General features: G+C 56.2%; 20 protein-coding genes. 6 read left to right on the top strand and 14 right to left on the bottom strand.

Translation table 11 applies throughout. From position 1 onward, the window contains the following. Positions 1–22: 22 nt before the first annotated feature. From AD948_RS13735 to fumC, 6 genes are all read right to left on the bottom strand, one after another. On the bottom strand, positions 23–343 hold the full coding sequence (locus AD948_RS13735; RefSeq protein ID WP_061472414.1) for a DUF3325 family protein: 321 nt from the start codon (positions 341–343) through the stop codon (positions 23–25). Beyond that, on the bottom strand, positions 343–1,809 hold the full coding sequence (locus AD948_RS13730; protein ID WP_211264491.1) for a PepSY-associated TM helix domain-containing protein: 1,467 nt from the start codon (positions 1,807–1,809) through the stop codon (positions 343–345). The genes AD948_RS13735 and AD948_RS13730 overlap by 1 nt, the downstream gene beginning before the upstream one ends. Further along, a complete protein-coding gene (locus tag AD948_RS13725) occupies positions 1,806–2,120 on the bottom strand; it encodes a hypothetical protein (protein ID WP_156479042.1) in 315 nt (104 codons plus the stop codon). The genes AD948_RS13730 and AD948_RS13725 overlap by 4 nt, the downstream gene beginning before the upstream one ends. 497 nt (positions 2,121–2,617) lie before the next feature. Then, on the bottom strand, positions 2,618–4,387 hold the full coding sequence (locus AD948_RS13720) for an ABC transporter substrate-binding protein (protein ID WP_061472411.1): 1,770 nt from the start codon (positions 4,385–4,387) through the stop codon (positions 2,618–2,620). Then, entirely contained in the window at positions 4,368–4,625 is a 258-nt protein-coding gene (locus tag AD948_RS18225; RefSeq protein WP_156479041.1) for a hypothetical protein, read from the bottom strand. The genes AD948_RS13720 and AD948_RS18225 overlap by 20 nt, the downstream gene beginning before the upstream one ends. A gap of 141 nt (positions 4,626–4,766) precedes the next feature. Beyond that, positions 4,767–6,215 (bottom strand): class II fumarate hydratase, encoded by a 1,449-nt coding sequence (fumC, locus tag AD948_RS13710; protein ID WP_061472410.1) that lies wholly within the window; start codon positions 6,213–6,215, stop codon positions 4,767–4,769. Between the two features lie 346 nt (positions 6,216–6,561). Here fumC and nhaK2 point away from each other — a divergent pair, with 346 nt between their 5' ends. Next, entirely contained in the window at positions 6,562–9,180 is a 2,619-nt protein-coding gene (nhaK2, locus tag AD948_RS13705; protein ID WP_058986879.1) for a Na+/H+ antiporter NhaK2, read from the top strand. Between the two features lie 92 nt (positions 9,181–9,272). Here nhaK2 and AD948_RS13700 read toward each other — a convergent pair whose 3' ends face one another. Beyond that, positions 9,273–9,827 (bottom strand): HdeD family acid-resistance protein, encoded by a 555-nt coding sequence (locus AD948_RS13700; protein ID WP_058986878.1) that lies wholly within the window; start codon positions 9,825–9,827, stop codon positions 9,273–9,275. A 362-nt stretch (positions 9,828–10,189) separates the two neighbouring features. Here AD948_RS13700 and rpsD point away from each other — a divergent pair, with 362 nt between their 5' ends. From rpsD to AD948_RS13685, 3 genes are all read left to right on the top strand, one after another. Further along, positions 10,190–10,807, top strand: coding sequence for a 30S ribosomal protein S4 (rpsD, locus tag AD948_RS13695; protein WP_039903125.1), 618 nt, complete (start codon positions 10,190–10,192; stop codon positions 10,805–10,807). A 102-nt stretch (positions 10,808–10,909) separates the two neighbouring features. Beyond that, entirely contained in the window at positions 10,910–12,457 is a 1,548-nt protein-coding gene (locus AD948_RS13690) for a peptide chain release factor 3 (RefSeq protein ID WP_039903097.1), read from the top strand. A 348-nt stretch (positions 12,458–12,805) separates the two neighbouring features. Then, positions 12,806–13,984, top strand: coding sequence for a glycosyltransferase family 32 protein (locus AD948_RS13685; protein ID WP_061472409.1), 1,179 nt, complete (start codon positions 12,806–12,808; stop codon positions 13,982–13,984). A 105-nt stretch (positions 13,985–14,089) separates the two neighbouring features. Here the strand turns inward: AD948_RS13685 and AD948_RS13680 are convergent, their stop codons facing one another. The 7 genes from AD948_RS13680 to AD948_RS13650 all read right to left on the bottom strand — a co-directional run bounded on the left by AD948_RS13680 (position 14,090) and on the right by AD948_RS13650 (position 22,672). Further along, complete coding sequence (locus AD948_RS13680) at positions 14,090–14,320, bottom strand: hypothetical protein (protein ID WP_061472408.1); 231 nt, start codon at positions 14,318–14,320, stop codon at positions 14,090–14,092. 164 nt (positions 14,321–14,484) lie between these two features. Further along, positions 14,485–15,696, bottom strand: a complete 1,212-nt coding sequence (locus AD948_RS13675) for an MFS transporter (RefSeq protein ID WP_061472407.1) — start codon at positions 15,694–15,696, stop codon at positions 14,485–14,487. Next, positions 15,693–16,346: an NUDIX hydrolase gene (locus AD948_RS13670; RefSeq protein WP_248846043.1), complete on the bottom strand. Its 654-nt coding sequence runs from the start codon at positions 16,344–16,346 to the stop codon at positions 15,693–15,695. Before AD948_RS13670 ends, AD948_RS13675 begins: the two co-directional genes overlap by 4 nt. Before the next feature lie 188 nt (positions 16,347–16,534). Then, entirely contained in the window at positions 16,535–17,566 is a 1,032-nt protein-coding gene (locus AD948_RS13665; protein ID WP_006557089.1) for an isocitrate/isopropylmalate dehydrogenase family protein, read from the bottom strand. Positions 17,567–17,660: 94 nt separating this feature from the next. Beyond that, positions 17,661–19,445 (bottom strand): aminopeptidase P family protein, encoded by a 1,785-nt coding sequence (locus AD948_RS13660; RefSeq protein WP_061472406.1) that lies wholly within the window; start codon positions 19,443–19,445, stop codon positions 17,661–17,663. A gap of 84 nt (positions 19,446–19,529) precedes the next feature. Beyond that, positions 19,530–20,441, bottom strand: a complete 912-nt coding sequence (locus tag AD948_RS13655) for a 50S ribosomal protein L11 methyltransferase (protein WP_061472405.1) — start codon at positions 20,439–20,441, stop codon at positions 19,530–19,532. Beyond that, positions 20,441–22,672 carry an ATP-dependent helicase gene (locus AD948_RS13650; RefSeq protein ID WP_211264490.1) on the bottom strand — a complete coding sequence of 744 codons (2,232 nt, stop codon included), beginning with the start codon at positions 22,670–22,672 and terminating at the stop codon, positions 20,441–20,443. Before AD948_RS13650 ends, AD948_RS13655 begins: the two co-directional genes overlap by 1 nt. A gap of 48 nt (positions 22,673–22,720) precedes the next feature. On the opposite strand from AD948_RS13650, the gene AD948_RS13645 reads away from it, so the two are divergent. Continuing rightward, positions 22,721–23,533 (top strand): JAB domain-containing protein, encoded by an 813-nt coding sequence (locus tag AD948_RS13645; RefSeq protein ID WP_061472404.1) that lies wholly within the window; start codon positions 22,721–22,723, stop codon positions 23,531–23,533. A 41-nt stretch (positions 23,534–23,574) separates the two neighbouring features. Further along, a partial coding sequence (locus AD948_RS13640; protein ID WP_082782469.1) for a JAB domain-containing protein occupies positions 23,575–24,292 on the top strand: 718 nt, incomplete at its 3' end.

Below are 24,292 nucleotides of genomic sequence, written 5' to 3'. Positions count from 1 at the left end.
TGTAAATTATGAGAGCGAGGCGTCAGCGTTTGTGATCTGTGCGTGTTATTTTGCGGGCGGGCGATGGCGTTTTTTTCCAGTGCATCCACGCGGTGCAGCAGAGTGCGATCAGAACGGCATAGACGCCGAGCAGACCGGTAAGAGCCAGCAGCATCCTTGCTGCATGTGCGGCAAGGCAGCACAGTAAAAAAGAAGTTGCCAACAGGAAAAATCCCGCTGTGCGTAAGAATGATTGATGGCGGGGCAATAAAGGCGGCGTAAAGAGTGTGGTGGCTTGGCGCGGAGTAGCAAAAGCTAACAGGCACACAGCCGCCAGCGCCAGACTGGCAATGGGCAGCAGCATCAGGATTTCTCCTTTGCCGCGCAAGCCATGCGCCATGTGGCGTAAGAAAACAGGCAGGTCAGAGAAAGTGCTGTCACGCCAACGCCAATTTGAAATGGGGTTACAGGTAGCCCGTTGAGAAGGGCCACGCCGAGGCACGCCAGAGCAGCCGTGCCCAGCAGGTCTCGCCACGCCACTGTGGCAGGACGTAAGGCGGCATATAGAAGCAGAATGGCCCATACGCAGAACACGATCTGAACTTCAATCTGGGCGCGTGTGGCCAGAGAAGGCGGCAATAGGCGGTTGGCAAGGAAAAAGCAGGCAAATGCGGTAGGAATGCCTGCTATCATGCCAACATTGACGCGCTCAACCAGCCTGAACCCGAAGCCCCGGTGACGCTGGCAACGCTTTCTGGTCCATAAATGCAGGCCGGTGGCAATAACACCAGCAAGACCCAGACCCGATAGAAAATAGAGCCAACGTGTGAAAACCGGCGCGAAATGGGCCACATGCAACCCGTAAAGGAAACGGTAAAACCCCATGATGGGCCGGGCTTCTTTGTGTTCAGCCAGGAGCGTGCCCGTCGTTCCATCATAACTGAGGGTATGGGTTTCCACCCCCACGCCAGAGGCACTGGGGGCTGCAATAGCCTGAATGACGGAAGCTGCATCTGATGGGTTGCTGATGGTCAGGCGTATCAGACGGTTGGGGGCAAAACGGTGGTTTATGTCAGCCAGAACCGGGCCGATGGGGGCCAGTGTTCCTGCTTTGCCGGAAGCTGGCCGTTCTATACCAGCGGGGTTGAAATCATGCTCCAGTGCGGAGAAGTCCTGATGGTAAAGCGTGGTCAGCCCCCACGGCATCAGCATGTTGGCAAGTGTCAGTGCGCCGGTGAAGGCAATCATCAGGTGAAATGGCAGGGCGGCCACGCCCAGCAGATTATGAGCATCCAGCCAGCTTCTCTGCCCTTTGTTGGGGCGGAATGTGAAAAAATCCAGGAAAATACGCTTATGAGCGATAATGCCGGTCAGCAGAATGAGGACAAGCGCCATGGCGGCGACAGCCGCGATCAGCCTGCCCCATGGATAAGGAAGCTGTAGTTCAAAGTGGAAACGGTAGAAAAAATCTCCTCCGCGTGTGTCACGTAATGGGGAGGGGCTGCCGGTTTGTGGATCGAGAGCATGATCCTGATAGGCATCTCCCTCCAGCCACAAGGCTTGAACATAAGGCGCACGAGCGTTTGCCGCTTCAAGATACCATGTTGGGGATTTGGCAGCATGGACGGAAAGCCATTGTATGGCCGTCTGTGTCGCCATATCCGGATTGACGGTGCTCTGAGTTCTGAGTTCAGGCCGCATCCATGTGTTGATTTCAGGACGAAAAACACTGAGTGTTCCCGCCAGTGTCATGGCCAGCAGCAGCCAGCCCATGGTCAGCCCGGACCATGTGTGCAGCCATGCCATACAGGCCCGAAAAGTGGGTTTCATGGCCGCCACCCAGCAAGAATGGCAACAGCCCCCACCATAAGACAGAAGGCAACAGTGGCTCCCCATGCGTGGACGGCGGTGCGGGTGCTGAAGCACAGTATCATCATGACAGGCCAGCAGATGAGCGCGAGCAACGTGGACAGGATAGCAGCCTCAGACCGGGACAGGGGCAGGGCAGAGGCGGCTGCAATGGCCAGCAGGGCTGAAGACGCATAACCACCGCCCACCCCGGCGATAACGCGGGCCGTAATGGCAAGAATTGCGTGTTTACGAAGGGCGAAAGACGAGATCATGGGAAAAGAAACAGTCACGCAGGACAGTGGAGAGCCTTAGAGGAAAGAGAAAAAACGGATGGGAGACGTATCAAGTCCCGCCTGCTCTGGGGCACCATGTTTGTTTTGCGACTTATTTGCAATATTTGCGTGAGGTAAAATCAGATTTCTCGCTGCTTTGTAAGATTAAGCGCAAAGGTCACCCGTGCGGCGGGATGAAAGATCGAGATAATCCAGAGAATTTGTCTTTCTGATGATCCTTATGCAGAAAGGATTTTTTTGAAACAACAAAAATGCTGTCCAGCCTCATCCCGTACTCGTCCCAATGTTGTCCGGAAGTCTATCCACAGATTCTGTGGATAACGGCAAGAGAGGGGTTTTTAGGGGGTGTCAGTCTCTCCGTTGGTCCTCAGAGGAGAATATTTTTGTGGGACGGGGAAGAGGGACCAACAAGGTGTCCCCGTGTCATCCCGTGATTATCCCAATTTTCATCCACAGATTCTGTGGATAAACCCGAAAAGCAGCGCTTTGTGAGCTTACTGGACCCACACCTGTGAGAAAAAGAGCTGGTTTACCGTCGTGTAGAAAAAATTACCCAGCCGTGGGGAAGTCAGCAGAACAGTGTCTTTCTCAATCAGCGGCGCAATGGGGGCTTGTTCCATCACCAGTTTATCGGCTTCACGCCACAGGGCTTCACTCTGCTGCGGGGTGAGGGAGACGTCTGTCTTGGCGCGGTCCATCAACGCCTGAATGCGTTTGTCACAGAAGCCGGGAATATTGATGGAACTGTCTGAATTGGGGTGGAAATTCTCGCACCCCAGCAGATCATCCAGAAAATTGGATGGAGAAGGATAGTCGGCAGACCAGTCTTTAAGGGCAATCTGCACCTTGTTGGACGTATTCTGCATGTAATTAAACGCCACGGAACTGCTGAGCGGACGCAGTGAGGCTTGATAGCCCAGGCTTTGCAGCATGTCCCGTACCCAGGTGCCCATGGCCATGTCCACACTGGTGTTGGCCGTGATCAGGGTCAATTTCTGCCCGGCGGTGCCACTTTCGCGCACAAGCTGGCGCGCTTTTTCCAGATCAGGGGCGCTCCAGCTTGGAGCGGGTGCGGCGGGAGAGGCGCCTTTGGTGTAGAAACAGAAATCTGTCGCACCCGGCAGGGAAGACGGCAGCATGCCACACAGGGGACGGGCGATGCCGGGGCCGCCATAGAAAATGACCATGGCCTTGCGGTTCAGGGCATAATTCACGGCCTGCCGGGCCTTCTGAACATTGAAGGGTGGCAGATTGACGTTCATGGGCAGAAAATACATGGCTGCATGCGGCATGACATGCGTTTGCGCCGTGTAGCGGCTGCCTAGCTCGCCCAGCCTGTCCATGGGAATGCTTCCCTCCATCCAGTCATACTGGCCGTTTTCTACCGCTGTGACAGCAGATTCGTCCGGAATGCCAAAGCTGTAGGTTATGGTGTCCGGATAGCCTTCGGGCTGGGCTTCCGCGCTCCATTCCCTGAATGCGGGATTACGGTTCAGAACAAGGGATTTGTTGGGATCATACGACGCAATGGCATACGGCCCCGTGCTGGGGATGGGCGTATTGCCGATGTCATGATCAGGCGTATCCGCTGGCATAATGACAGCGTGCGTGAAAGCCAGCTTCTGAAGGAATTCAGTATCAGGTGAGGACAGGTGGAAGGTAATGGTCCGGTGTGCCGGGTCTTCCACCACGCCGCCGCTGAGTGTGCAGGTGGCGGGTTCCTTCAGGCACAGATCAGCCCCCACGATAGCAGAATAGAATGACCCTGCGGTAGGAGAGCCTACCCGGAAGATACGGCGCATGGAGGCGACGACATCCGCAGTCGTCACAGTCCGGCCATTGGAAAAATGGATATCGGGGCGGAGGGTGAACACATAGGTCCGGCCACCGTCCTGCGGGGCAGGCAGGGTCTCCGCCAGATCCGCCACAACCGTATTGCCGTCTGGGCCGGGCACTTTTTTGAAAGTGGTCAGTCCGTCATACACGACAGCAAACAGGTTGATGTATTTGCCGGAGTAATTGATGTGCGGATCAAGCGTTCCGCCCGACGCTGCGGCGACCAACCGTAAGGTGCCCCCTCGATGCGCCGCGAGAAGGGAAGGGGATATTAGTTGCCCTTCTTCTCTCGGTTGGGGTGTCTGGGCGTGAAGGCTACCTGCCGTGAGCAGACCGAGCGCGCACCCTCCGGCCAGAAACAGGCGTTTGAACCGTGCTTCATGTCGTGGCCCGCAGCCTTTACGGCCCCTATGGGCCTTTAGGGGCATTGGTATCCACAGCAGGCGGTGCGTCCTGATCCGGCACCATGAGGTGAGAGAAATTTTTGTACACACCGCTGAGCACGTAAATGCCCAGAACAAGAGTGACAACAATAATTCCGAGCCTTACCAGTTTGCCTGGCATGATATCTCCTGCCCCTTTACCGGTAGGAAGGAGAGGAAGATGCAGGCGGACGGTACCAGCGTGGGGTGCCTTCTCCATGGTGGGAGCGGGGATGATAGACATGCTTCGGATGAGAATCCGCGCACGCGCTCAGCCCCAGCACGCTGACAAGCATCAGACCCTGAAAAGCCAGAAGGCGACATGTAAAACGTTTCATGCGTCAACCATACCGGTATTCTTCTCAGGGGAAAAGATGCCTGATGTTCAGGCCCCAGCCGTGCCTTTACCCACCATATCCAGCGGGTTTACCAGCCGGTCAAATGTGGCGCTGTCCAGATAGCCGGATTTTAAGGCCGCGTCTTTCAGGCTGAGATCATGTTCAATGGCGATATGGGCAATTTCAGCAGATTTGTCATACCCGATCTCCGGGCTGAGAGCCGTGACCAGCATGACGGACCCGTTGACATACTGGGCCAGTTTTGGCCGGTTGATCTCCGTCCCTTCAACCGAGAAGACCCGGAAATTGTGACAGCCATCGGCCAGAATACGGATGCTGTGCAGGCAGTTGGCCAGAATGACCGGGCGCATCACGTTCAGATCAAGCTGACCCTGACTGGCGGCTACGGCCACGGTATTGTCATTGCCCAGCACCTGTGTGGCAATCATGACCATGGCCTCACACTGGGTCGGGTTGACCTTGCCGGGCATGATGGAGGAGCCGGGCTCGTTTTCCGGCAGGCTCAGTTCACCCAGTCCGCACCGGGGGCCAGAGGCCAGCCATCGCATGTCATTGGCAATTTTCAGCAGGGGCACCGCCAACCCGCGTAACCCGGCGGAGGCGCGGACCATGGCGTCCAGCCCGCTCAGGGCGGCAAACTTGTTGGGGGCGGTGACAAAGGGGCGGCCAGTAAGCCCCGCAATCTTGCGGGCAATGGCTTTGCTGAATCCCGGAGGCGCATTCAGCCCTGTGCCGACGGCCGTGCCGCCTGCCGCCAGTTCAAACAGGGCTTCCCGCGCGTGGCGCAGGTTTTTCAGGGCGTCTTCCAGAAGGCTGGCCCAGCCCGACCATTCCTGCCCTACGGTAAGGGGTACAGCATCCTGCAAATGGGTGCGGCCGATCTTGACCACATCCATCCATTCATCCGCCTTGCTGTGAATGGTTTCAATCAGCTTTTCAACGCTGGGTATCAGCCGGTCTTCTATTTCCAGCAGCGTGACCACATGCATGGCGGTGGGGAAGGAGTCATTGCTCGACTGCCCCATATTCACGTCATCATTGGGGTGAACGGGTTTTTTAGACCCTATTTCCCCACCCGCAAGCTGAATGGCGCGGTTGGCGATAACCTCGTTCACGTTCATGTTGGTCTGGGTGCCGGAGCCGGTCTGCCATACAAACAGCGGAAAATGGTCATCCAGTTTGCCAGCCGTGACTTCATCCGCCACGCGGGCGATGAGGTCCGCTTTCCATTGCGGCATACGGCCATCGGCTGCGTTTACCAGTGCTGCCGCTTTTTTGACAACGCCGTAAGCATGATAGAGGGGCAGCGGCATGCGGTCCGTGCCGATTGAGAAATGGATCAGACTGCGCTGTGTCTGCGCGCCCCAGTATTTATTGGCCGGGACTTCAATTTCTCCCATGGAATCCCGCTCCCTCCGGGTGCCTTCGGCCTGAATACCGATGGGACAGGATGTGATCGTGGGTGCTGAAGTCATTGTTCTGGTTTCCCCTTGCTGTTCTGGCCCAGACCCCGGAGGGCGTGCCGCGCCCTTAGCAATATGGGGCGCTTAACGTGCGCCGCAGGGTGAAGACTCTGAGAAGACAGGTCACAAGTAAGAGACCATTTCGCTTCCGCTGCGTTAGGGATGAAGGCAGCTATGAGGTGATAAGGTTTTTGTCTGGTTTGCGAAATATCATGAACGGGTGTGGTCTGACCGATCGGTCACGTGTTAGAAGCAAAAACAAAATAGACGGGAGCCTCCGCCATTTTGGTGCCTTATCAGCACGATATGGGAGGCTGCTGAGAATAAGATCGATTCTGGACGGAGAGGCTAAAAGAGCATGGCGGTAACGGGTCTGGCTGCGGTACTGCTCGCCATTGGGCTTCTTCTTGTTATTGTAAGCGCGGTACAGCCCATAGCGCGCAGGCTTGAACTTTCAGAAACAGTGCTGCTGGCTATTGTCGGCATCATTATCGGCAGTCTGGCGGATTTTGCGCTACGCAATTCGCATCTGGCGGCGCTGAACGGTCTGGCGGAAATGCTGCTGGACTTCCCTATAAACAGTGAAGCCTTCCTGCTTATCTTCCTGCCTGCCTTGGTGTTTCAGGGCGCATTGGCCATTGATGTCCGGCGGTTGGCGCATGAAACAGCAACCGTGCTGCTACTGGCCGTTGTGGCGGTTGTGGTTTCCACGGCCACCATTGGCTTTGCATTGCTGCCTTTTGCCCAGATGCCGCTGGTGGTCTGCCTGCTGCTTGGCTCCATTGTGGCGACAACCGATCCCTCCGCCGTGGCTGGTATTTTCCGTGACATCGGGGCCGCTACCCGCCTGACCCGGCTGGTGGAGGGGGAAGCGCTTCTGAACGATGCCGCCGCCATTTCCATCTTCTCCATCCTGCTGCCATCGGTCACGCTGCACCACGCCATTCACCCCGGCGAGGCCGTGATTTCCTTCGTGATTTCCTTTGTGGGCGCGCTGATTGTGGGGGTGGTTTTCGGCCAGTTGACCCTCATGATGATCACGGCACTGGGCGGCTCCCCGGCGGCGGAAATTACGCTTACGGTGGCGCTGCCTTATGTGGCCTATATCGTTTCTGATGAATTTCTGGGGGTATCTGGCGTGGTGGCCACGGCCGCTGCCGGGCTGACGCTTTCCGTCTATGGGCCATCTACCTTCCGGCCGCAGACATGGTTGTTCCTGAACCAGTTGTGGCAGCAGCTTGTGTTCTGGGCTGGCTCTCTGGTGTTCGTTCTGGCTTCCATGCTGGTGCCCCATCTGCTGGTGGGCATGACCCGGTGGGATTGTGTGCTCATCCTGATTGCCAGCGTGGCCGGTCTGGCCGCGCGTGGGGCCGTGGTGTTCGGGCTGTTGCCTTTTCTGGCCATGACCAAACTTTCCCCGCCAGTACCCACACCGTTCAAGGTCACCATGGTATGGGGTGGCCTGCGCGGCGCCATCACGCTGGCGCTGGCGCTGGCTGTGACGGAGAACGAACGGGTTTCTACCCCGGTGGCGCATTTTATCGGGATTATCGCCACAGGGTTTGTGCTCATCACGCTTCTGCTCAATGGCACCACTTTGCGGTCTCTGGTGCTGTTCCTGAAGCTGGACAAGCTTTCACCTATTGATGAAGCCATGCGGCATCAGGTGCTCAGTATTGGTCTGGATAAGGTAAAGGAACGGGCGGAGAAAATGGGGGATGAACTTGGGTTCTCCACCGATGCCACACGTCCGGTTTTGCAACAGATTGATCGGCGGGCGGATGAAGAGCAGGCCGCCAATGAGTTTGATACGGCGCTGGGTGATACGCAGCGTGTGAACCTGGCGCTGATTACCATTGCCAGCCAGGAACGCTCGCTTCTGCTGGATCTGTTCCGCATTCAGGGGCTTTCCCGCCGGGTGATGGAAACCCTGCTACGGAGTGCTGAAGCGGCCATTGATGGCGCGCGGCTTGAAGGGCGGTTGGGTTATGTTCGCGCCTTGCGGCGGCGGCTCAGCCCTTCACTGCGCTTCAAGACCGCGCAATGGATCCACAACCATCTGCGGATTGATCGGCCTCTTATGCTATGCATGGCCGAGCGGTTTGAAATGCTGATGGTGGCGCATTTCGTGTCCATCTCGCTTACTCGTTTCATGAGGGAGCGGCTGGAGCCAACCCTTGGGCCGCGTATTGGCGAGATTGTGGCCGAGGTATTGCAGCGCCAGCGCAAACTGCTGAACGAGGCGTTGGAAACGCTGCGGCTGCATTATCACGGCTATTCAGAAGCGCTGGAAAACCGGATTTTCCGTCAGATTGTTCTGCGGCTGGAAGGGGAGGAGTATGATTCTCTTCTTTCTGAATCGCTTATCAGTGATGAACTGAACCGCGAGTTGATGAAGGAACTGGAACGCCGCCGCAGCCGCCTGGACAAGCCTTTGAGTTTTGACCTCAAAAGCGGCATTGAAAGCCGTCTGAAGCATGCCGCTGTGTTCCGCGGGCTGCCGGGGGCCGAGTTGCATGATCTGGCCACCACCACATCCCTTCGGTTTGTGGCCCCGCAGGAGATGATCTGTCGGCGCGGGCGGCGTATCCGGAATGTCTATTTCATTAGCGCGGGTCTGGCTGAGGCTCATATTGCCGAGCGGGATATCCTGTATGGAGCGGGCGACCTGATAGGCGCTCTGGGCGCTTACAAGAATGAGCGTTGTCCGGCGAGTATCCGTGCGGTGCAGTTCGGGCACTTCATGGTGATCAGCGCGTCCCGCTTCCGTCGTCTGGTGGAAGAATATCCGGTTGTTCTTGAGAATATTGAGAAGCTGCGGCGCAAACGCGAAGACGGTGACCGGGCCATCAAGCTGGTGCCGGGTGACAAGGGGGGCGGTGAAGGGGCGGAACAGCCCGGCATGGCCGCTCAGGCGCTTTTGAGCATGGACCGTAACCGGCTGCCACCTCCCGCGGCTTCCGCAGAGAAGGAATGACTGTAGGAAAGATTCTGGCGGTTGTATGAAGATAAAAAAGGGGGCGTCCGCCACATGGTCGGACGCCCCCTTTTCTGTTTTCCTGCGGACTGTCAGAACCCGCTGGAGGGAGGAAACTGGTTGCTTTCACTCTGGCGCAGTGCCAGCCCGATCTGCACCCAGCCAATACCGCTGGCAATCAGTTCGACAGCAATGAAGGTGCCAATCAGCCACAGCCCGGACCACGGCAGCGTAAAGTAGAGGCTCAGGCCGACCAGCAGGCTGATTACGCCGCCAAACAGGACAATGCCCCAGCCCGGCAGGCCGCGTGACTGGATAGCCAGAATGCAGCGCATGATGCCCACCACAATAAAACAGGCGGCTGCAAACAGTGTGATCATACCGGCACCCGTTACCGGTTCTTCAATAATCATCACCCCGGCGATGATGTAGAGTACCCCCGCCAGAAGGGAGAACAGGAACCCGCCCCAGTCCCGCACGGCAAAGGCGTGGATCATCTGCATGGTGCCGGCAATAATCAGCAGCACGCCGATGAAGATGGTGCTGGCAAGTGTTACGGAGACCGCATCAATGGCAGCAATAAAGCCCAGAATAATCAGGGCGGCGCCGAGCGCTACAAAGAGCCCCCATTTTTTGGCGAATGGCATGGCAGAATATCCTTTTCTGACCGTTTAATAAGACCACGATACGCCAATTGCGAAAGGACTGATACAAATACCGCAGGCCCTTGGTTCGGGGCGTGCTGTCTTAAACCAATTCTGGGGAACAGAAGGCGGCAGTAGGGGACTTTTCGCGCGGAAAAGATTGACACAAAGCCAGTCTTTCCGTAATGGCTGCCCCCATTGCCGGGAATGTGGACAGGACGGCTGACAGATGGACTATGCTCCCATCTGGCGGTGATACGGACTGCGCCCGCTCTGATCCGTGGGGGACAGAGACTACCGGCGCAATGGCAGGCAGGGTGGCGCAGGCTGGCCTGTTTTGCAGTAGTGGAAGAGAAGAGCGCAGAATGAGCAAGCGCCTCGAGAGCAAGTACAAGATTAACCGTCGCCTTGGTGTCAACCTGTGGGGCCGTGCAAAGTCTCCGGTTAACCGTCGTGAATATGGCCCCGGCCAGCATGGTCAGCGCCGTAAAGGCAAGCCTTCTGACTATTCTGTGCAGCTTATGGCCAAGCAGAAGCTGAAGGGCTACTACGGTAACATCAGCGAAAAGCAGTTCCGTCGGTATTATCAGGAAGCCGTGCGCCGCAAGGGTGATACGTCTGAAAACCTGATCAACCTGCTTGAGCGTCGTCTGGATGCGGTTATCTACCGCATGAAGTTCGCCATCACGCCGTTTGCTGCGCGTCAGTTCATCAACCATGGCCACGTGCTGGTGAATGGCCGCAAGATGAACATCCCGTCCTATCTGGTTAAAGATGGCGACGTGATTGAAATCCGCGAAAAGTCCAAGCAGCTTGCTATCGTTCTGGATGCGACGCAGACCAACGAACGCGATGTTCCGGAATACATGGAAGTTGATCACCGCCAGATGAAGGGCACCTTCATCCGTGGTCCGAAGTTCTCTGACGTGCCGTATCCGGTGCAGATGGAACCGAACCTGGTGGTGGAATACTACTCCCGTTAATCGGCGCTTCGGCCCGATCTGTGCAGCGCCGGGTGGAGGGCAACCTCCTTACCCGGCGTTTGCCGTTTTAGTCCCTTGTCTTTTCCAGCCGGATTGTTCCCCATGTCTGATGCGCCCGTTACCGAACTGAGCACGGAAATTGCCCGTCGCCGCACTTTTGCAATCATCTCGCATCCGGACGCCGGTAAAACCACGTTGACGGAACGGATTCTGCGCGCTGGTGGGGCCATTCAGCTTGCAGGAAACGTACGTGCCAAGGGTGAGCGTCGCCGGACACGCTCGGACTGGATGAGCATTGAGCGTGACCGTGGAATTTCCGTCGTCAGTTCAGTGATGACGTTTGAATATGGCGGATGCATCTTCAACCTGCTTGATACCCCGGGACATGAAGACTTCTCCGAAGATACGTACCGCACTCTGACGGCAGTGGATTCCGCCGTCATGGTGATTGACGCGGCCAAAGGCATTGAGGACCGGACGCGCAAGCTGTTTGAAATCTGCCGCCTGCGCGACATCCCGATTGTCACCTTCATCAACAAGATGGACCGTGAAGCGCAGGACCCGTTTGAACTTCTCGATGAAGTGGCATCTTCTCTGGCGCTGGATACCTCGCCAGCCACATGGCCGGTAGGGCGTGCAGCGAAGTTCGTGGGCACGTATGATCTGCTCACCAAGAAACTGCATACTCAGGAAGAGCTTCCGCAGTCTGACCCGCGTATGATTCAGCTGGCAGAAGAACTGGAATTGGCGGAGGCAGCCCTGCCACAGTTTGATCGGGAAGCGTTTGATGCTGGGCATCTGACCCCCGTGTTCTTCGGTAGCGCCATGAAGGAAATTGGCGTGACAGACCTGCTGGATGCCTTGGTATCCTTTGGGCCATCTCCCCGAAATCAGGTGGCTGAAACCCGCACAGTCAAAGCGGATGAACCAGCCATGACGGCTCTGGTCTTCAAAATTCAGGCAAATATGGACCCGAACCATCGGGACCGTATTGCTTTCGCGCGGATCTGTTCAGGTAAGCTTACGCGCGGCATGCGGTTGCTGCATACGCGCACAGGCAAGAATTTTGCCGTGCATACGCCACAGTTCTTTTTCGCACGTGACCGGCAACTGGCGGAGGAAGCCTTTGCAGGTGATGTTGTGGGGATTCCCAACCATGGTACCTTGCGTATTGGGGACACACTGACGGAAAGCGAAAACCTCAGCTTTACTGGTGTGCCGCATTTTGCGCCGGAAATCCTGCGTCGTGTGCGGCTGGATGATGCCATGAAAGCCAAAAAACTGAAGCAGGCGCTCACCCAGCTTGCTGAAGAAGGGGTGGTGCAGCTTTTCCGCCCGCAGGATGGAGCGCAACCGATTGTCGGGGTTGTGGGTACCCTCCAGCTTGATGTGCTTCAGGCACGGCTGAAGGCGGAATATGGTGTGGCGATCGGTTTTGATGCCACCCCGTTTTCTTTGGCGCGCTGGATTACCGGGCCTCGTGATAAAATTGAGACCTTCGCCCAAATCAACCGAAGCGCCATGGCTGATGATCTGGATGATGACCCTGTGTTCCTGGCCACCTCGGCTTTCATGATGCGCCGTACCCAGGAACAGAACCCGGATATCACCTTTCACGACATTAAGCAGATCGGGATTGAAATTAAATAGGACCAATAGGGTAGAAGGGCTTGCCTCTGATTGTGCTCACCCAATCAGAGGTTCTTTCTACCTGACATCTCGAGCGTTTCTTCAGGTCGACGAGAGCAAAATGTTCTTCGCACTGAGGGATCTTTTCTAGTCGGAAGCTGGGTTACACCAAGATGTTGCATAGCGAGACCGGTATAGTCTCAAAATATGCTTGCTGTTGTTTCCCTTCTCGTTTTGATGGGAGGACTAAATGTTTGCTGTGCTTTTTATTCAGTCTATTTAGTCTCGTCAGGGTTATGATCGCTACTTTGAAAATTAGGAATTCTGGATTAAGTATAGTCCTAACAATGCGAGGTTAGGCAGTTTTTTATGACTGAAAAAACATTAGACGCGCTGGTGGCAGAAAATACACTGGATATTTATCCTCCCGAGCCAATGCCCTTTGAAATTGAGTGCATTGAGCGCGACCATCAGGCCATGGAGTATTTTGGCCATCATGGCGGAACGGTGCTGGAGCATGCTTTCACCGTTGCCAATATTCTTCATCGTAACCAAAAACCATTTGAAGCAGCCTGTATTTACGGACTGGCGTTTCGTATTCGTGCTACAAACAGGGACCAATACCCGCTTCCGCAGTCTTTGATGCAAGTGCGCTTATTGTGTCTTCTCAAAGCAGGCAAACCTTTGCCTGAACATGATTTGCAAACGCTCGCTGGGCAGTGTCGTCCATACGCTAATTACATTGAAGGGATTGCATCTGCTTGGCGCGGTGGAGACAATAAGGATGCTCTGGTTCATATCGGAAATGCATTTGAAGAATTTCTCAGTGGCGAAGAAATTGACTGGCTTTATCTTGAAATAGCTAGGAAAATTCAACCAAGCCTCTTCAATAGCGACAAAGGGGACAGAGAAACTGGGAAAACTATCCCGAGAAAACTCTTTATGTATTGGGATAAAGAGCCACCAGAAGAAATTACTGAAAATATCTATTTTCATCAGGGTATTCCTGATCTGGAAATTGAGGTTTTTAATCAGGAAAAAGCGGCTTCTTGGCTGTATGAATATTATGGCATTGAAGCGCGCGAATTTTTCCTTGGCATGCGTCATCCTGCGGAAGCCGCTGACTTCCTGCGGGTGCATGTGACCAATCTACTTGGCGGTTGGTGGCTGGATGCTGATGCCCGTATCCGCGATGAAGCAGCTCTACAGTTCATGTTGGATCAGAAAGATGATGTTGTTCTGTTTCTGACGCAGAATTTCGTCACCCATAATGATTTTTACGGCACAGTCGCCAAAAGCAGTATTATGGAAGAGTGCCTGCGTATTCTGTATAATAACTGCTATAAGCATAAACATCTTTATATTGCTTATAAAACAGGACCAGGCATCTTTAATCGTGCGCTTTCTCGCACGGCTTTCCGTGCTCTGCAGGGTATTCCCAATGAGGAACGGGTCAAACTCTATGATCAGTCCAAATTTGAGGAAGTTATTCAGCAGATTGATGCTCCTTACAAAGCTCGTCTGCCTCTCTGGCAGGCTATGGGCTAAAGCGAAGAGGAGGTCTCGGCGGATTGTGGTGTGCTTTGAGAAAAGAATTGAAACTCTGGGAAAAAGCACAGCATTCTCTTCTATTTGAGAACGATCTGCGTTGTTTCATGTTGGTGGATTCTGCGTGAAGTTGTTTCCGTGGCTATTGGTTTTTGGATAAATTTGCTGCGGAATCTGCGAATAGAACCAAAAAGAGGGTTTTAAAAGCCCTCTTTTTGTTTTGTGAATTTGCCCCAATTTTTTGATAATATTGTTAGCTGAATCAAGTGGTTTGAGATTTTCGAAATTTCTTGGGCGTTTTTCTTCTAACCGTCCGGCAAGCGAAAGCCGTGTCATCTAGCGGATATATAAGCCGCTTGAAAAGTCACTAAGCAGTCGTGACAAGAGTGTGTGTCTTAGAAAGAGAGTTCAAAAAACTCTCTTTTTTTGGGTTAGATCAGAATTACAACTCATTGATATTGCTACTAACAGAAAAGCTCAGATAGGGCTTTTCCGAATTCTCAGGTGCGTTTTTCCGTCAGGCAGACAAGGAAGGCGAGGGCAGGTAGAGCGGCTCCTAATGTTGAAGCCCATATCCAGCCGCCGTGGGCATATGCCCAGACTCCCAAAGCTGAGCCAGCGGCTCCGCCCAGAAAAAAGATGGCCATATATAGGCCGTTAAGGCGCGCGCGGTGTTCCGGCGCAAGCACGTACAAGGCACGCTGCCCCAATACCAGATTTGCGGTGACACCAAAATCAATCGCCACACCGGCAATGCAGAGCGCCAGAACAAACAGGCCGGGTTGGTGAAACAGCCAGGTTGAGAGAAAGGCAAGGGACGCTATTCCCATAGCGGCGAGGCTTGCGGGCCAGGTCCAGCCTTTGTCCGCAATGCGTCCTGCAATGGGGGCAGCAATGGCTCCTGCTACACCAACAAATGCGAAAAGCGCTATTTTCCCTTGGGAAAACAGATAGGGCGTCCCGGCGAGAAGAAGGGGGGTAACGGTCCAGAACAGGCTGAACGCTCCGAACATGCAGGCGTGGTAAAAGGCCCGTCTTTGCAGTACCGGGGTATGAGTGAGCAAATGCACCATGGAGAGCAGGAGATCACGATAACTGCTCTGCGTTATGGGGATGCGCTGTGGCAAGACACGCTGGAGCACAATGGACAGAGCCAGCATGACACCAGCGGATAGCAGGAAAATGGTCTGCCAGGAAAAAAACTGAGCAACAAAGCTGGAAACGGGGCGTGCCAGCATGATGCCCATCATGAGGCCGCTCATGACATTACCTACCACGCGCCCCCGGATTGCCTCTGGTGCAAGATGGGCGGCAAATGGTACCAGAATCTGCACGGCGACGGAGAGCAGCCCGACCAGTCCTATTGCGAGTAGAAACGGAACAGGGTGGCTGGAAAAAGGAAGAACCAGCAGCGCCAGCATGACAAGCCGCGTCATCCAGACAATGAGGCTACGATTTTCCAGCAGGTCAGCCAGCGGGACAATCAGCAACAGGCCAAGGCAGTAGCCCATCTGTGTCATGGTCACGATCAGGCCTGCCTGACTTGCGGACATATCCAGCGCGGCGCTGATCGGCCCAGCCAGCGGCTGCGCGTAATAAAGATTGGCCACAATCAACCCGCACGCAGCGGCAATCACCATAACCAGATGAGGCGTCAGCCCTTCCTGTTCCGGATGCTCTGAAGAAACAGGGGAAGAAGTGGGCTTGTTCATGGAGAGACGGCTTCCAGCAGAGCACGGGAAGTGGGGAGGAGGTCTGGGCGTTGCAGCCAGCTTGCAATCTCCTTTTTAGGAACAAGAGCAAGCTGGTCATATTCCTGATTGGCACAGCTTTGCCAGCGTTCCTCCACTTCTTTGAAAGGTAAGGAGGTGTGAAGGGAAAGGCCGATATCCAGAATACGGGTGCCCGGATGGCGGCAGATCAGTTGTGGAGCCTCTACGGTAAGGTCATGCGCTGTTAGCCCAAGTTCTTCTTCTGCTTCGGCCAGGATTTGCTCTGGGAGAGAGACATCTGCGCGTTCTCCACGTTTTTCAATGCTGCCTGCCGGGGGGCTTTGCCAGAAATTTCCCTGATAGAGGGAGGAAGGGTGCCGTCGGCCCAGAACGTACCCATCGGGTGTTTCAAGAAGACCGATCACGGCCAACGATTGCAGGCGCAGATGAGGAAAAAGAGCGGGGTTTTTCATCTGGGCAAAAACTCGCCGGTATTCTGTCCAGTGTCCGGATATGGTGGTGGCGGTAACGCGGTCAGCCGTGAAGACGCAGCCATTGAACAAGGCGGGCGTTTTCTGGCGAGCCTGCGCCCAGAGGTTGGTTATCTCCGTTTCGAGTGCGTGCGAAAGCGAAGGCGTGGACGAAGACACGCAAATGGTACAGGCAGGGGAAAGCCGGAGGAGCGGCCACTGAACGGAAAAGCTGGGTATCATGTCGGGCATGATACGCAATCTGATCGAAAATTTGTAAAAAGAGTGAAATTTAAAAGTAAAATTACAGATGGCCAAGAAAAGGGAGGCGGGCAGAAAAGCCTGCCTCCCGTTCTGTCAGCCTGAAATCAGACGAGCTGCTGTTTCAGGGCCGCGGTCAGATCCTTGGTTGTGGCGTCGCCACCCAGATCCTTCGTGCGCAGACCTCCATCCGTGATGACTTTCTTGATGGCGAGATCAATACGGTCAGCCAGATCCTGACGGCCGATGTGCTGAAGCATCATGACGGCAGCCAGCAGCAGGGCCAGCGGGTTGGCAATGCCTTTGCCGGCAATGTCCGGTGCAGAACCGTGAACGGCTTCAAACACGGCGGCTTTTTCACCAATGTTTGCGCCCGGAGCCATGCCCAGACCGCCAACAAGACCGGCCGTGAGGTCAGACAGGATGTCACCAAACAGGTTGGTGGTGACAATCACGTCAAACTGCCACGGGTTGATGACAAGCTGCATGGCGCAGGCGTCAACAATCCGTTCGTTGAAGGCAACGCGACCTTTGTATTCTTCAGCAACCTTACGGCCTTCTTCAAGGAACAGGCCGGTCAGCAGCTTCAGAATGTTGGCTTTGTGAACAATGGTTACGGTCTTGCGGTTGTTCTTGACCGCATATTCGAACGCAAACTTCACAATGCGGCGGCATTCCGCACGGGAATTGAAGCCGGAGCTCAGTGCAATGCCCTTGGGGTCTTCACCCACCGGGATGTAGTGCTCCATGGCGGCATAGTAGCCTTCAAGGTTCTCACGGAAGAGAACCAGGTCGATCTTGTCGAACCGGCCGCCGGGAACAATGGTCTTGGTCGGGCGCAGGTTGGCGAACAGGCCGAACTCCTGACGCAGTGTGACGTTGATGGACTTGAAGCCGCCACCAACCGGAGTGGTCAGCGGGCCTTTCAGTGCCAGGCCTGTGCGGCGAATGCTCTCAATGGTCTGTTTTGGCAGCGGATCATTGACCGCATCCACCCCGGCCATACCGGCCAGTTGACGGTCCCATTCAAACGGGGCCCCAACCGTATCAAGGATTTCGATCACCGATTCCACAATTTCGGGACCGATACCGTCGCCGGCGATAAGAGTAGCGGGGATGGTTTTGCTGTCTGTCGTCATTCTAGAAGCTCCCTTCACTTCGCAGCTTTTCTGCGCCTGTTCGGCTGGTGACGCGATTCCCAATTGCGTGACCAGTCGCAACTTCGCCTCTGCCTCACGCCCTGTTGAGGGGCGCGCAGGCCGTTTCAAGCCATTTTCTGGCGTCTTCAGGCAGATGTGGGCCAATCAGGGCCAAGATTTGCGCATGGTAGGCATCAAGTAAGGCCATATCTTCCGCCCCGAGAATCCCCGGATCAATCAGGCGACGGTCGAATGGCGCCAGTGTCAGCGTTTCAAACCCCAGAGTAGGGCGTGCGCCATCCTGTGTGGGGACGGAATGCACCAGAACCAGTGTTTCCAGCCGAATACCGTAAGCGCCGGGCTCGTAATAACCCGGCTCGTTGGAGAGGATCATGCCAGCCTGAAGGGCAATGGGGTTCGGAACCTTGGAAATACGGGCAGGCCCTTCATGCACGGAGAGGAAGCTGCCCACGCCATGGCCTGTGCCGTGGTCATAATCCAGCCCGGCCTGCCAGAGGTCGAATCGTGCCAGCGTATCCAGCGCATTGCCGGTTGTGCCAACCGGGAAACGGGCGCGACCGAGGCGCAGATTGCCCTTCAGCACACGGGTGAAGGTTTCTTTCAGTGGGGCTGGGGGAGTATCCGGGCCAGTCCACACCGTGCGGGTGACATCGGTTGTGCCTTCAGGATACTGGCCGCCACTATCGATCAGATAGACCTCGTTGGCGTTCAGCGTGCGATCCGTTTCCGGCGTGACGCGGTAATGAATAATGGCTCCATTTGGGCCCGCCCCTGAAATGGCCGGGAAGGATTCACCCCGGTAGTCTGCCCCTTCGGCCCGGAACGCATCCAGCTTGGCGGCGGCTTTCAGTTCTGTGGTGCCCTGACCATCCGTATCCAGCCAGTGCAGGAAACGACACAGGGCGATGCCATCTTTCAGGTGCGCCTTGCGTGTGCCTTCCTGCTCCACGGTATTCTTGCACGCTTTGGGCAGCAGGCATGGGTCAGAACTTTCCTGCACGATTGCGCCGTGCCGGGTAAGGGTTTCTGCAAACCACACGGCGTTGGTAGCGGGATCAACGGCAACAGTCTGGCCAGCAAGAGTAGCGAGAACTGCTTCCATTTTTGCCGGGTCATGCACTCGCACATCGGGGCCAAGCCATTCCCGTACATCTGCCGGGAGTTTGCTGGCCTGCAGGAATAGATCAACCGTGGCGTCCGCATGAAGAAGGGCGAATGCCAGAACGACAGGTGTGCAGGGAATATCCGAGCCACGAATATTAAGAAGCCACGCGATGGATGCGGAATCGCTCAACACGGCCGCAGTCAGACCGGTCTGCGCCAGAGACTGACCAAGACGGACCCGTTTACTGTGCGAGTCTTCGCCAGCATAGGCCAGTGGATGAACAACAGCGGGAGCCGCAGGAAAGGCAGGGCGATCCGACCAGAGGCGGTCGATCAGATTGCCGTCTGTCGGCACCAAAGAGAAGGACTTGGCGGCTTTCTGGAAAGGCCGCAGTTCCGCACTGCTCATGATGCGCGGATCATACCCGATGCGGCTACCGGCCGCTGCATGTTTGGTCAACCACACAGAAGGCGGTGTTTGAATGATATGCTGCCGCTCCCAACAGCTTTTATCCACCTGCTGATCCATCTGGGTGATGTAACGGCCATCAGAGAACACCGCAGCAGTTTCTGGCAACACGACTGCCGCGCCCGCACTGCCGGAAAAATTGGTCAGCCATTCCAGCCGTTCTGCGCAGGCTGGCGTGTATTCCCCCAGAAATTCATCACTATGCGGAATAATCAGCCCATCCAGACCGTTCTGTTTGAGCAGATTACGCAAGGCGCTCAGGCGAGAGGCGGAAGAAGAGGGCATAAGGAACCTCGCAGGGAAGAATGTGGCGGCCGATAGAGAAAGGCCCATGCGGTGGAAGAGCGCACAGGCCGGGAAGGGAGTGTATCAGGCGGAAGCACCATAGGGACGACGCAGCACCAGCGTGGCCCAATCCCCTTCAAGGAAAGTGTGTTCCAGCACCAGCCCCTGCCTGCGGTGTGCGGCCAGAACCATGCGGATCTGGGTACGGAGCAGTCCTGCCAGAATGACCGTGCCGCCGGGAGCCAGATTCTGGGCAAGATCCTTGGCCATCAGGCACAGGGGGCGGGCCAGAATGTTGGCGAAGACCAGATCATACGGCGCATTATGCCGGATTTCCGGTGTTTTCCAGCCATTGCCCAGACGGCATATGAGCGAGCGGCTCAAGCCATTGCGTTTGGCATTCTCGGCAGAAACCCGCACGGACCATGGTTCGATATCCACGGCCAGAACCTTCTGATTCAACAGGGCGGCGGCAGCCATGGCCAGAATGCCGGAGCCACAGCCCAGATCAAGAATGCGCCGGGGTTTGCGGTAAGCAATGCGTTCTAGAGCCCGCAGGCACCCCCGGGTAGAGCCATGTTCGCCAGACCCGAAGGCCACGCCGGCATCCAATGTCAGCACAATACGGGTGGGGCTGGGGGTGTCTGGCAGATGGGTGCCGCGAACAACAAAATGCTGGCCTACTTCCTGTTCGGGGAAGGATTCATAGGTACGCGCCAGCCAGCCCTCGGCTTCTGTCGGAACACGGTTGAGGTCCGCGCTTACGCTGCTGGTCAGTTCTGCCAGGGTCAGGGCAAGGGCGAGGTCATCATCCCGGTGGCCAACGTCTTTCACACCTTCTACGCGCCACATCGTACCTTCCGGGTTGGCTTCAAAAATACCAACCGTGGTGCATACGCTGCCAATGGCGTTTTCATAGGCCTCAACAGCCGCTTCAGGAACAGTGACCGTAACCGTTTCAAGTGCGGTAGCGTGTCTGCGGGGAGGAGCGGCCATTAAAGTTTCTCTATGAAGGAGGACAGAAGACGCTTGGTGTCGCCACTTTCAAAGACGACCTCAAGGTGGTGCCGGTCTGCACCGATAATGATACCCACGCCAAACCGGGGGTGGCGCACATGGTCACCAAGCTGGAAGGTGGGGGCTGTTTCCGCCAGAAGCGGGTCCTGCCGCCGACGGCTGGTGAGGGGCATGCCGCCTTCAAAAACCGAATCAGACAGGTTCAGGCCACGGCGCTGGGTCGCGCCCTCGTTTTGGCGGGCCACATGCTCTTCGGGCAGTTCATCCAGAAAGCGGCTGGGCATGGAAGGCTGCCAGTTGGCGTAAATGCGGCGGCTGCCAGCATGATAGATCAGGGCGTGTTTGCGGGCACGGGTAATGCCCACATAGGCAAGACGCCGTTCTTCCTCCAGCCCTTTCAGGCCGCCTTCATCCAGCGTGCGCTGGGAGGGAAAAACGCCTTCTTCCCAGCCGGGCAGGAAGACAATGTCAAATTCCAGCCCCTTGGCCCCATGCAGGGTCATGAGCGAGAGCTTGGCATCGCCTGCGTTTTCATCGTGCTCCATCACCAGCGCGACGTGTTCCAGAAACTCGGCAAGCGTGCCGAAATCGGCCAGAGCGCGTACCAGTTCTTTCAGGTTTTCCAGCCGCCCCGGAGCCTCTGGCGAGCGGTCATTCCGCCACATATCCAGATAGCCGCTTTCTTCAAGCAGATGCTCCACGGCCACTACATGCCCTTCACGCGCCAGAATGTCCCGCGTGGTGGACAGCACGTCCAGCAGTTTGCGGACTTGATCCGCCATTTTACCTTTTACGCCGCCTTCAGTCAGAAGGGCCTGCGTTCCAGCTGACAGCGGTACTTCTCTGGCACGGGCGGCGGCGTGGAATTTCTGCAAAGCGGCAGGGCCAACGCCACGTTTGGGCGTGTTAATGATCCGTTCAAACGCCAGATCATCCGCTGGTTGATGCACGGCGCGCATATAGGCCAAAGCATCCCGGATTTCCGCGCGTTCATAAAAGCGGAGGCCACCGACAATGCGATAGGGCAGGCCAATCTGCACCAACCGTTCTTCAAAAGCGCGCGTCTGGAAACCAGCGCGTACCAGAATGGCCATTTCTGCCAGTGAGTGGCCTTGAGCCTTGAATTTTTCTGCTGCGTCACACACAGCACGGGCTTCTGCATCAGAATCCCACACCCCGGTGACAGTAACTTTCTCGCCGCGGGCGTCTTCCTTGCCGGAGCGGAGGGTCTTGCCCAGCCGTTCACCATTATGGGCAATCAGGCCGGCCGCGGCCCCCAGAATATGCTGCGTGGAGCGATAATTGCGTTCCAACCGTACAATCTGCGCGCCGGGGAAGTCTTTTTCAAAGCGGAGAATGTTTTCAACTTCCGCACCGCGCCAGGAATAGATGGACTGGTCATCATCCCCCACGCAGCAGATGTTGGAGGGCGCGCCGGAACGTTTGGCGAGCAAGCGCAGCCAGAGGTACTGAACGGTATTGGTATCTTGATATTCATCCACCAGAATATAGCGGAACAGGCGGTGATACTGGTCCAGCACATCAGGCCGTGTGCGCAGAATTTCCGTGACATGCAACATCAGATCGCCAAAGTCACAGGCGTTCAGCTGGCGCAGGCGGGTCTGATACGCGGCATAGATGGCGCGGGCGTGACCGTCCGCAAAATCCGAATCTTCGGTGTCGGTCACGCGTTCGGGCGTAAGGCCCCGGTCTTTCCAGCGCTGGATCACGCCTAACAGGCCCGGTGCCGGCCAGCGTTTGATATCAATGCGCCACGGCTCCATCACCTGTTTGAGCAGGCGTAACTGATCATCCGTATCCAGAATTGTGAAGCTGTGTGTCAGGCCCACATATTCCGCATGGCGGCGCAGCATGCGGGCACACAGGGCATGGAACGTGCCCAGCCATAGGCCTTCCGCGGGTTCGCCCAGAATAAACCCGATCCGTTCGCGCATTTCACGTGCGGCCTTGTTGGTGAAGGTCACGGCCAGAATCTGCCATGGCTTGGCGCGGCCTGTCAGCAGAATATGGGCAAAGCGGGTGGTAAGTACCCGCGTTTTTCCCGTTCCCGCACCAGCCAGAACCAGCAGGGGGCCATCGGTTGTTTCAATCGCCGTGCGTTGTTCCGGGTTCAGGCGCGCCAGATAGGACTCGCCTTCACCAGAGGACGATGAAAAAAGCGGTGAGGAGGGGTGTTCGGATGTAGTCACCTGGCTCTTATATAGTCTTGCACGCCTCAGGCCAATCGGAGTGACAGAATGGACGGCCCGTTTGCGGGAGAAAAAGCAGGAACGCCCTGTGAAAAAGCGGCCGGGGCTGCGGATGGTCCTGCATTTGCCAGCACAGGCCCCAAAGGCCACCGGCAGCGCATGCGCCAACGTGTGTTGAAAAGGGGGGCGGACTCACTCGCTGATTATGAAATACTGGAAATGCTGCTGTTTCCCGGCGTGCCACGGCGGGATACCAAACCGCAGGCCAAGGCGTTGATTAATCATTTCGGGTCTCTGGCTGCTGTGCTGGAGGCTCCGGCAGAGAGTCTGAAAAAACAGGGTGTTGGGCCACTTTCCACAAGGCTGCTGACACTTATGCCTGCCGTGGCGGACAGCATGGCCAAGCCTGAAGAGCAGGTACGCGTTGTTCTGGGCAGTTGGGATGCACTGCTGCAATATTGTGATGTGCATTACGCCAGACTGCCTGCAGGCCAGATGCGGGTCTTGTTTCTGGATAGCCGGAATCAGCTTCTGGCCGATGAACAGGTGCCAGATGAGGCTGAGACGTCTGCTTCTCAGCCTGCTGCAAGCAAGGCACAGACTGCCAAGGCGATGGAAGAGGCATTACGGTCTGCTGTTGCGTTTCTTCTGCAGCGAGCTCTCGCAGTGAACGCCTCTGCCGTGATTACCATAAGATTGACGCCAGTAACGCTGGAGCCCGATCGTCAGATGGCGGCGGATACACCGTTTGTGCAGATGTTGCTGAAAGAGGCCCCGCTGTTTTCTGTGGATGTGCACGATCATCTGGTTCTGAAAAAAGGGGAATGGCGCAGCTTCCGGCTGGTAGGGCAGGAGTGGTGAAGAAGACGCCCGCTTTCAGGAAAACAGGAAGCACAAAGTCTGTGACCCCTAAGGGCAAAGGCTTTGCCGATATGGGTCAGGCGTTGCACGGCATGAAGCCCGTGGAACTACCCTTTCTTACGCGCCTTATGGGGTATGAGCCTGATGGTGACACACCAGATGCTCCAGCCCCTGATGACAAGGAGATTCTGGCGCGTCTGATTGCGGCTGTCGCGTCGCGCTCTATCAACCCGGATGATCTTGCCGCGGCACTCCTGCAGCGTTTTGGATCGTTGGCGGCAACCATCCGTGCGTCCTTACCGGACATGGAGGAGGCCACAGGCGGGAACAGTCTTTTACAGGTTTATTTCCTACTGGCGCATGAAGCGGGTATCAGGCTGCAACGTGCCCGGCTTATGCGCAACAACGTGCTGGCGGATAAAGATCAGCTTTACGCCTACCTGCGGGCTATGCTGGCGCAGGAACTGGTGGAGCAGGTGCGGGTTCTGTTTCTGGACGCGCACCGCTGCCTTCTGGCTGATGAAATGCAGGGACGCGGTACGGTGGACCATACACCGGTCTATCCCCGGGAAGTTGTACGCAGGGCGTTGGAGTTAAAAGCGGTGGGTCTGATTCTGGTGCATAATCACCCCAGCGGTGATCCTTCGCCTTCGCAGGAAGATATCGCCATGACGCATCGCATTGCCCAGGCCGCCAGTCTTATGGGCATAACCGTCTTGGACCATGTGATTGTTGGCGGCTCACGTCTGGTCAGTTTGA

The sequence above is a fragment of the Acetobacter senegalensis genome (assembly GCF_001580995.1).
In the GTDB taxonomy this organism is placed as follows: domain Bacteria; phylum Pseudomonadota; class Alphaproteobacteria; order Acetobacterales; family Acetobacteraceae; genus Acetobacter; species Acetobacter senegalensis.
This window is presented reverse-complemented; position numbering and strand designations above follow the sequence as displayed.

Excerpts from the sequence above, each read along its gene's own strand:
- AD948_RS13690 (WP_039903097.1), top strand. The coding sequence starts at position 10,910 with ATGTCTGATGCGCCCGTTACCGAACTGAGCACGGAAATTGCCCGTCGC.
- AD948_RS18225 (WP_156479041.1), bottom strand. The coding sequence starts at position 4,625 with ATGTCTATCATCCCCGCTCCCACCATGGAGAAGGCACCCCACGCTGGT.
- AD948_RS13655 (WP_061472405.1), bottom strand. The coding sequence starts at position 20,441 with ATGGCCGCTCCTCCCCGCAGACACGCTACCGCACTTGAAACGGTTACG.
- fumC (WP_061472410.1), bottom strand. The coding sequence starts at position 6,215 with ATGACTTCAGCACCCACGATCACATCCTGTCCCATCGGTATTCAGGCC.
- AD948_RS13730 (WP_211264491.1), bottom strand. The coding sequence starts at position 1,809 with ATGAAACCCACTTTTCGGGCCTGTATGGCATGGCTGCACACATGGTCC.
- nhaK2 (WP_058986879.1), top strand. The coding sequence starts at position 6,562 with ATGGCGGTAACGGGTCTGGCTGCGGTACTGCTCGCCATTGGGCTTCTT.
- AD948_RS13675 (WP_061472407.1), bottom strand. The coding sequence starts at position 15,696 with ATGAACAAGCCCACTTCTTCCCCTGTTTCTTCAGAGCATCCGGAACAG.
- AD948_RS13720 (WP_061472411.1), bottom strand. The coding sequence starts at position 4,387 with ATGCCCCTAAAGGCCCATAGGGGCCGTAAAGGCTGCGGGCCACGACAT.
- AD948_RS13700 (WP_058986878.1), bottom strand. The coding sequence starts at position 9,827 with ATGCCATTCGCCAAAAAATGGGGGCTCTTTGTAGCGCTCGGCGCCGCC.
- AD948_RS13660 (WP_061472406.1), bottom strand. The coding sequence starts at position 19,445 with ATGCCCTCTTCTTCCGCCTCTCGCCTGAGCGCCTTGCGTAATCTGCTC.
- rpsD (WP_039903125.1), top strand. The coding sequence starts at position 10,190 with ATGAGCAAGCGCCTCGAGAGCAAGTACAAGATTAACCGTCGCCTTGGT.
- AD948_RS13685 (WP_061472409.1), top strand. The coding sequence starts at position 12,806 with ATGACTGAAAAAACATTAGACGCGCTGGTGGCAGAAAATACACTGGAT.
- AD948_RS13680 (WP_061472408.1), bottom strand. The coding sequence starts at position 14,320 with ATGACACGGCTTTCGCTTGCCGGACGGTTAGAAGAAAAACGCCCAAGA.
- AD948_RS13735 (WP_061472414.1), bottom strand. The coding sequence starts at position 343 with ATGCTGCTGCCCATTGCCAGTCTGGCGCTGGCGGCTGTGTGCCTGTTA.
- AD948_RS13645 (WP_061472404.1), top strand. The coding sequence starts at position 22,721 with ATGGACGGCCCGTTTGCGGGAGAAAAAGCAGGAACGCCCTGTGAAAAA.
- AD948_RS13665 (WP_006557089.1), bottom strand. The coding sequence starts at position 17,566 with ATGACGACAGACAGCAAAACCATCCCCGCTACTCTTATCGCCGGCGAC.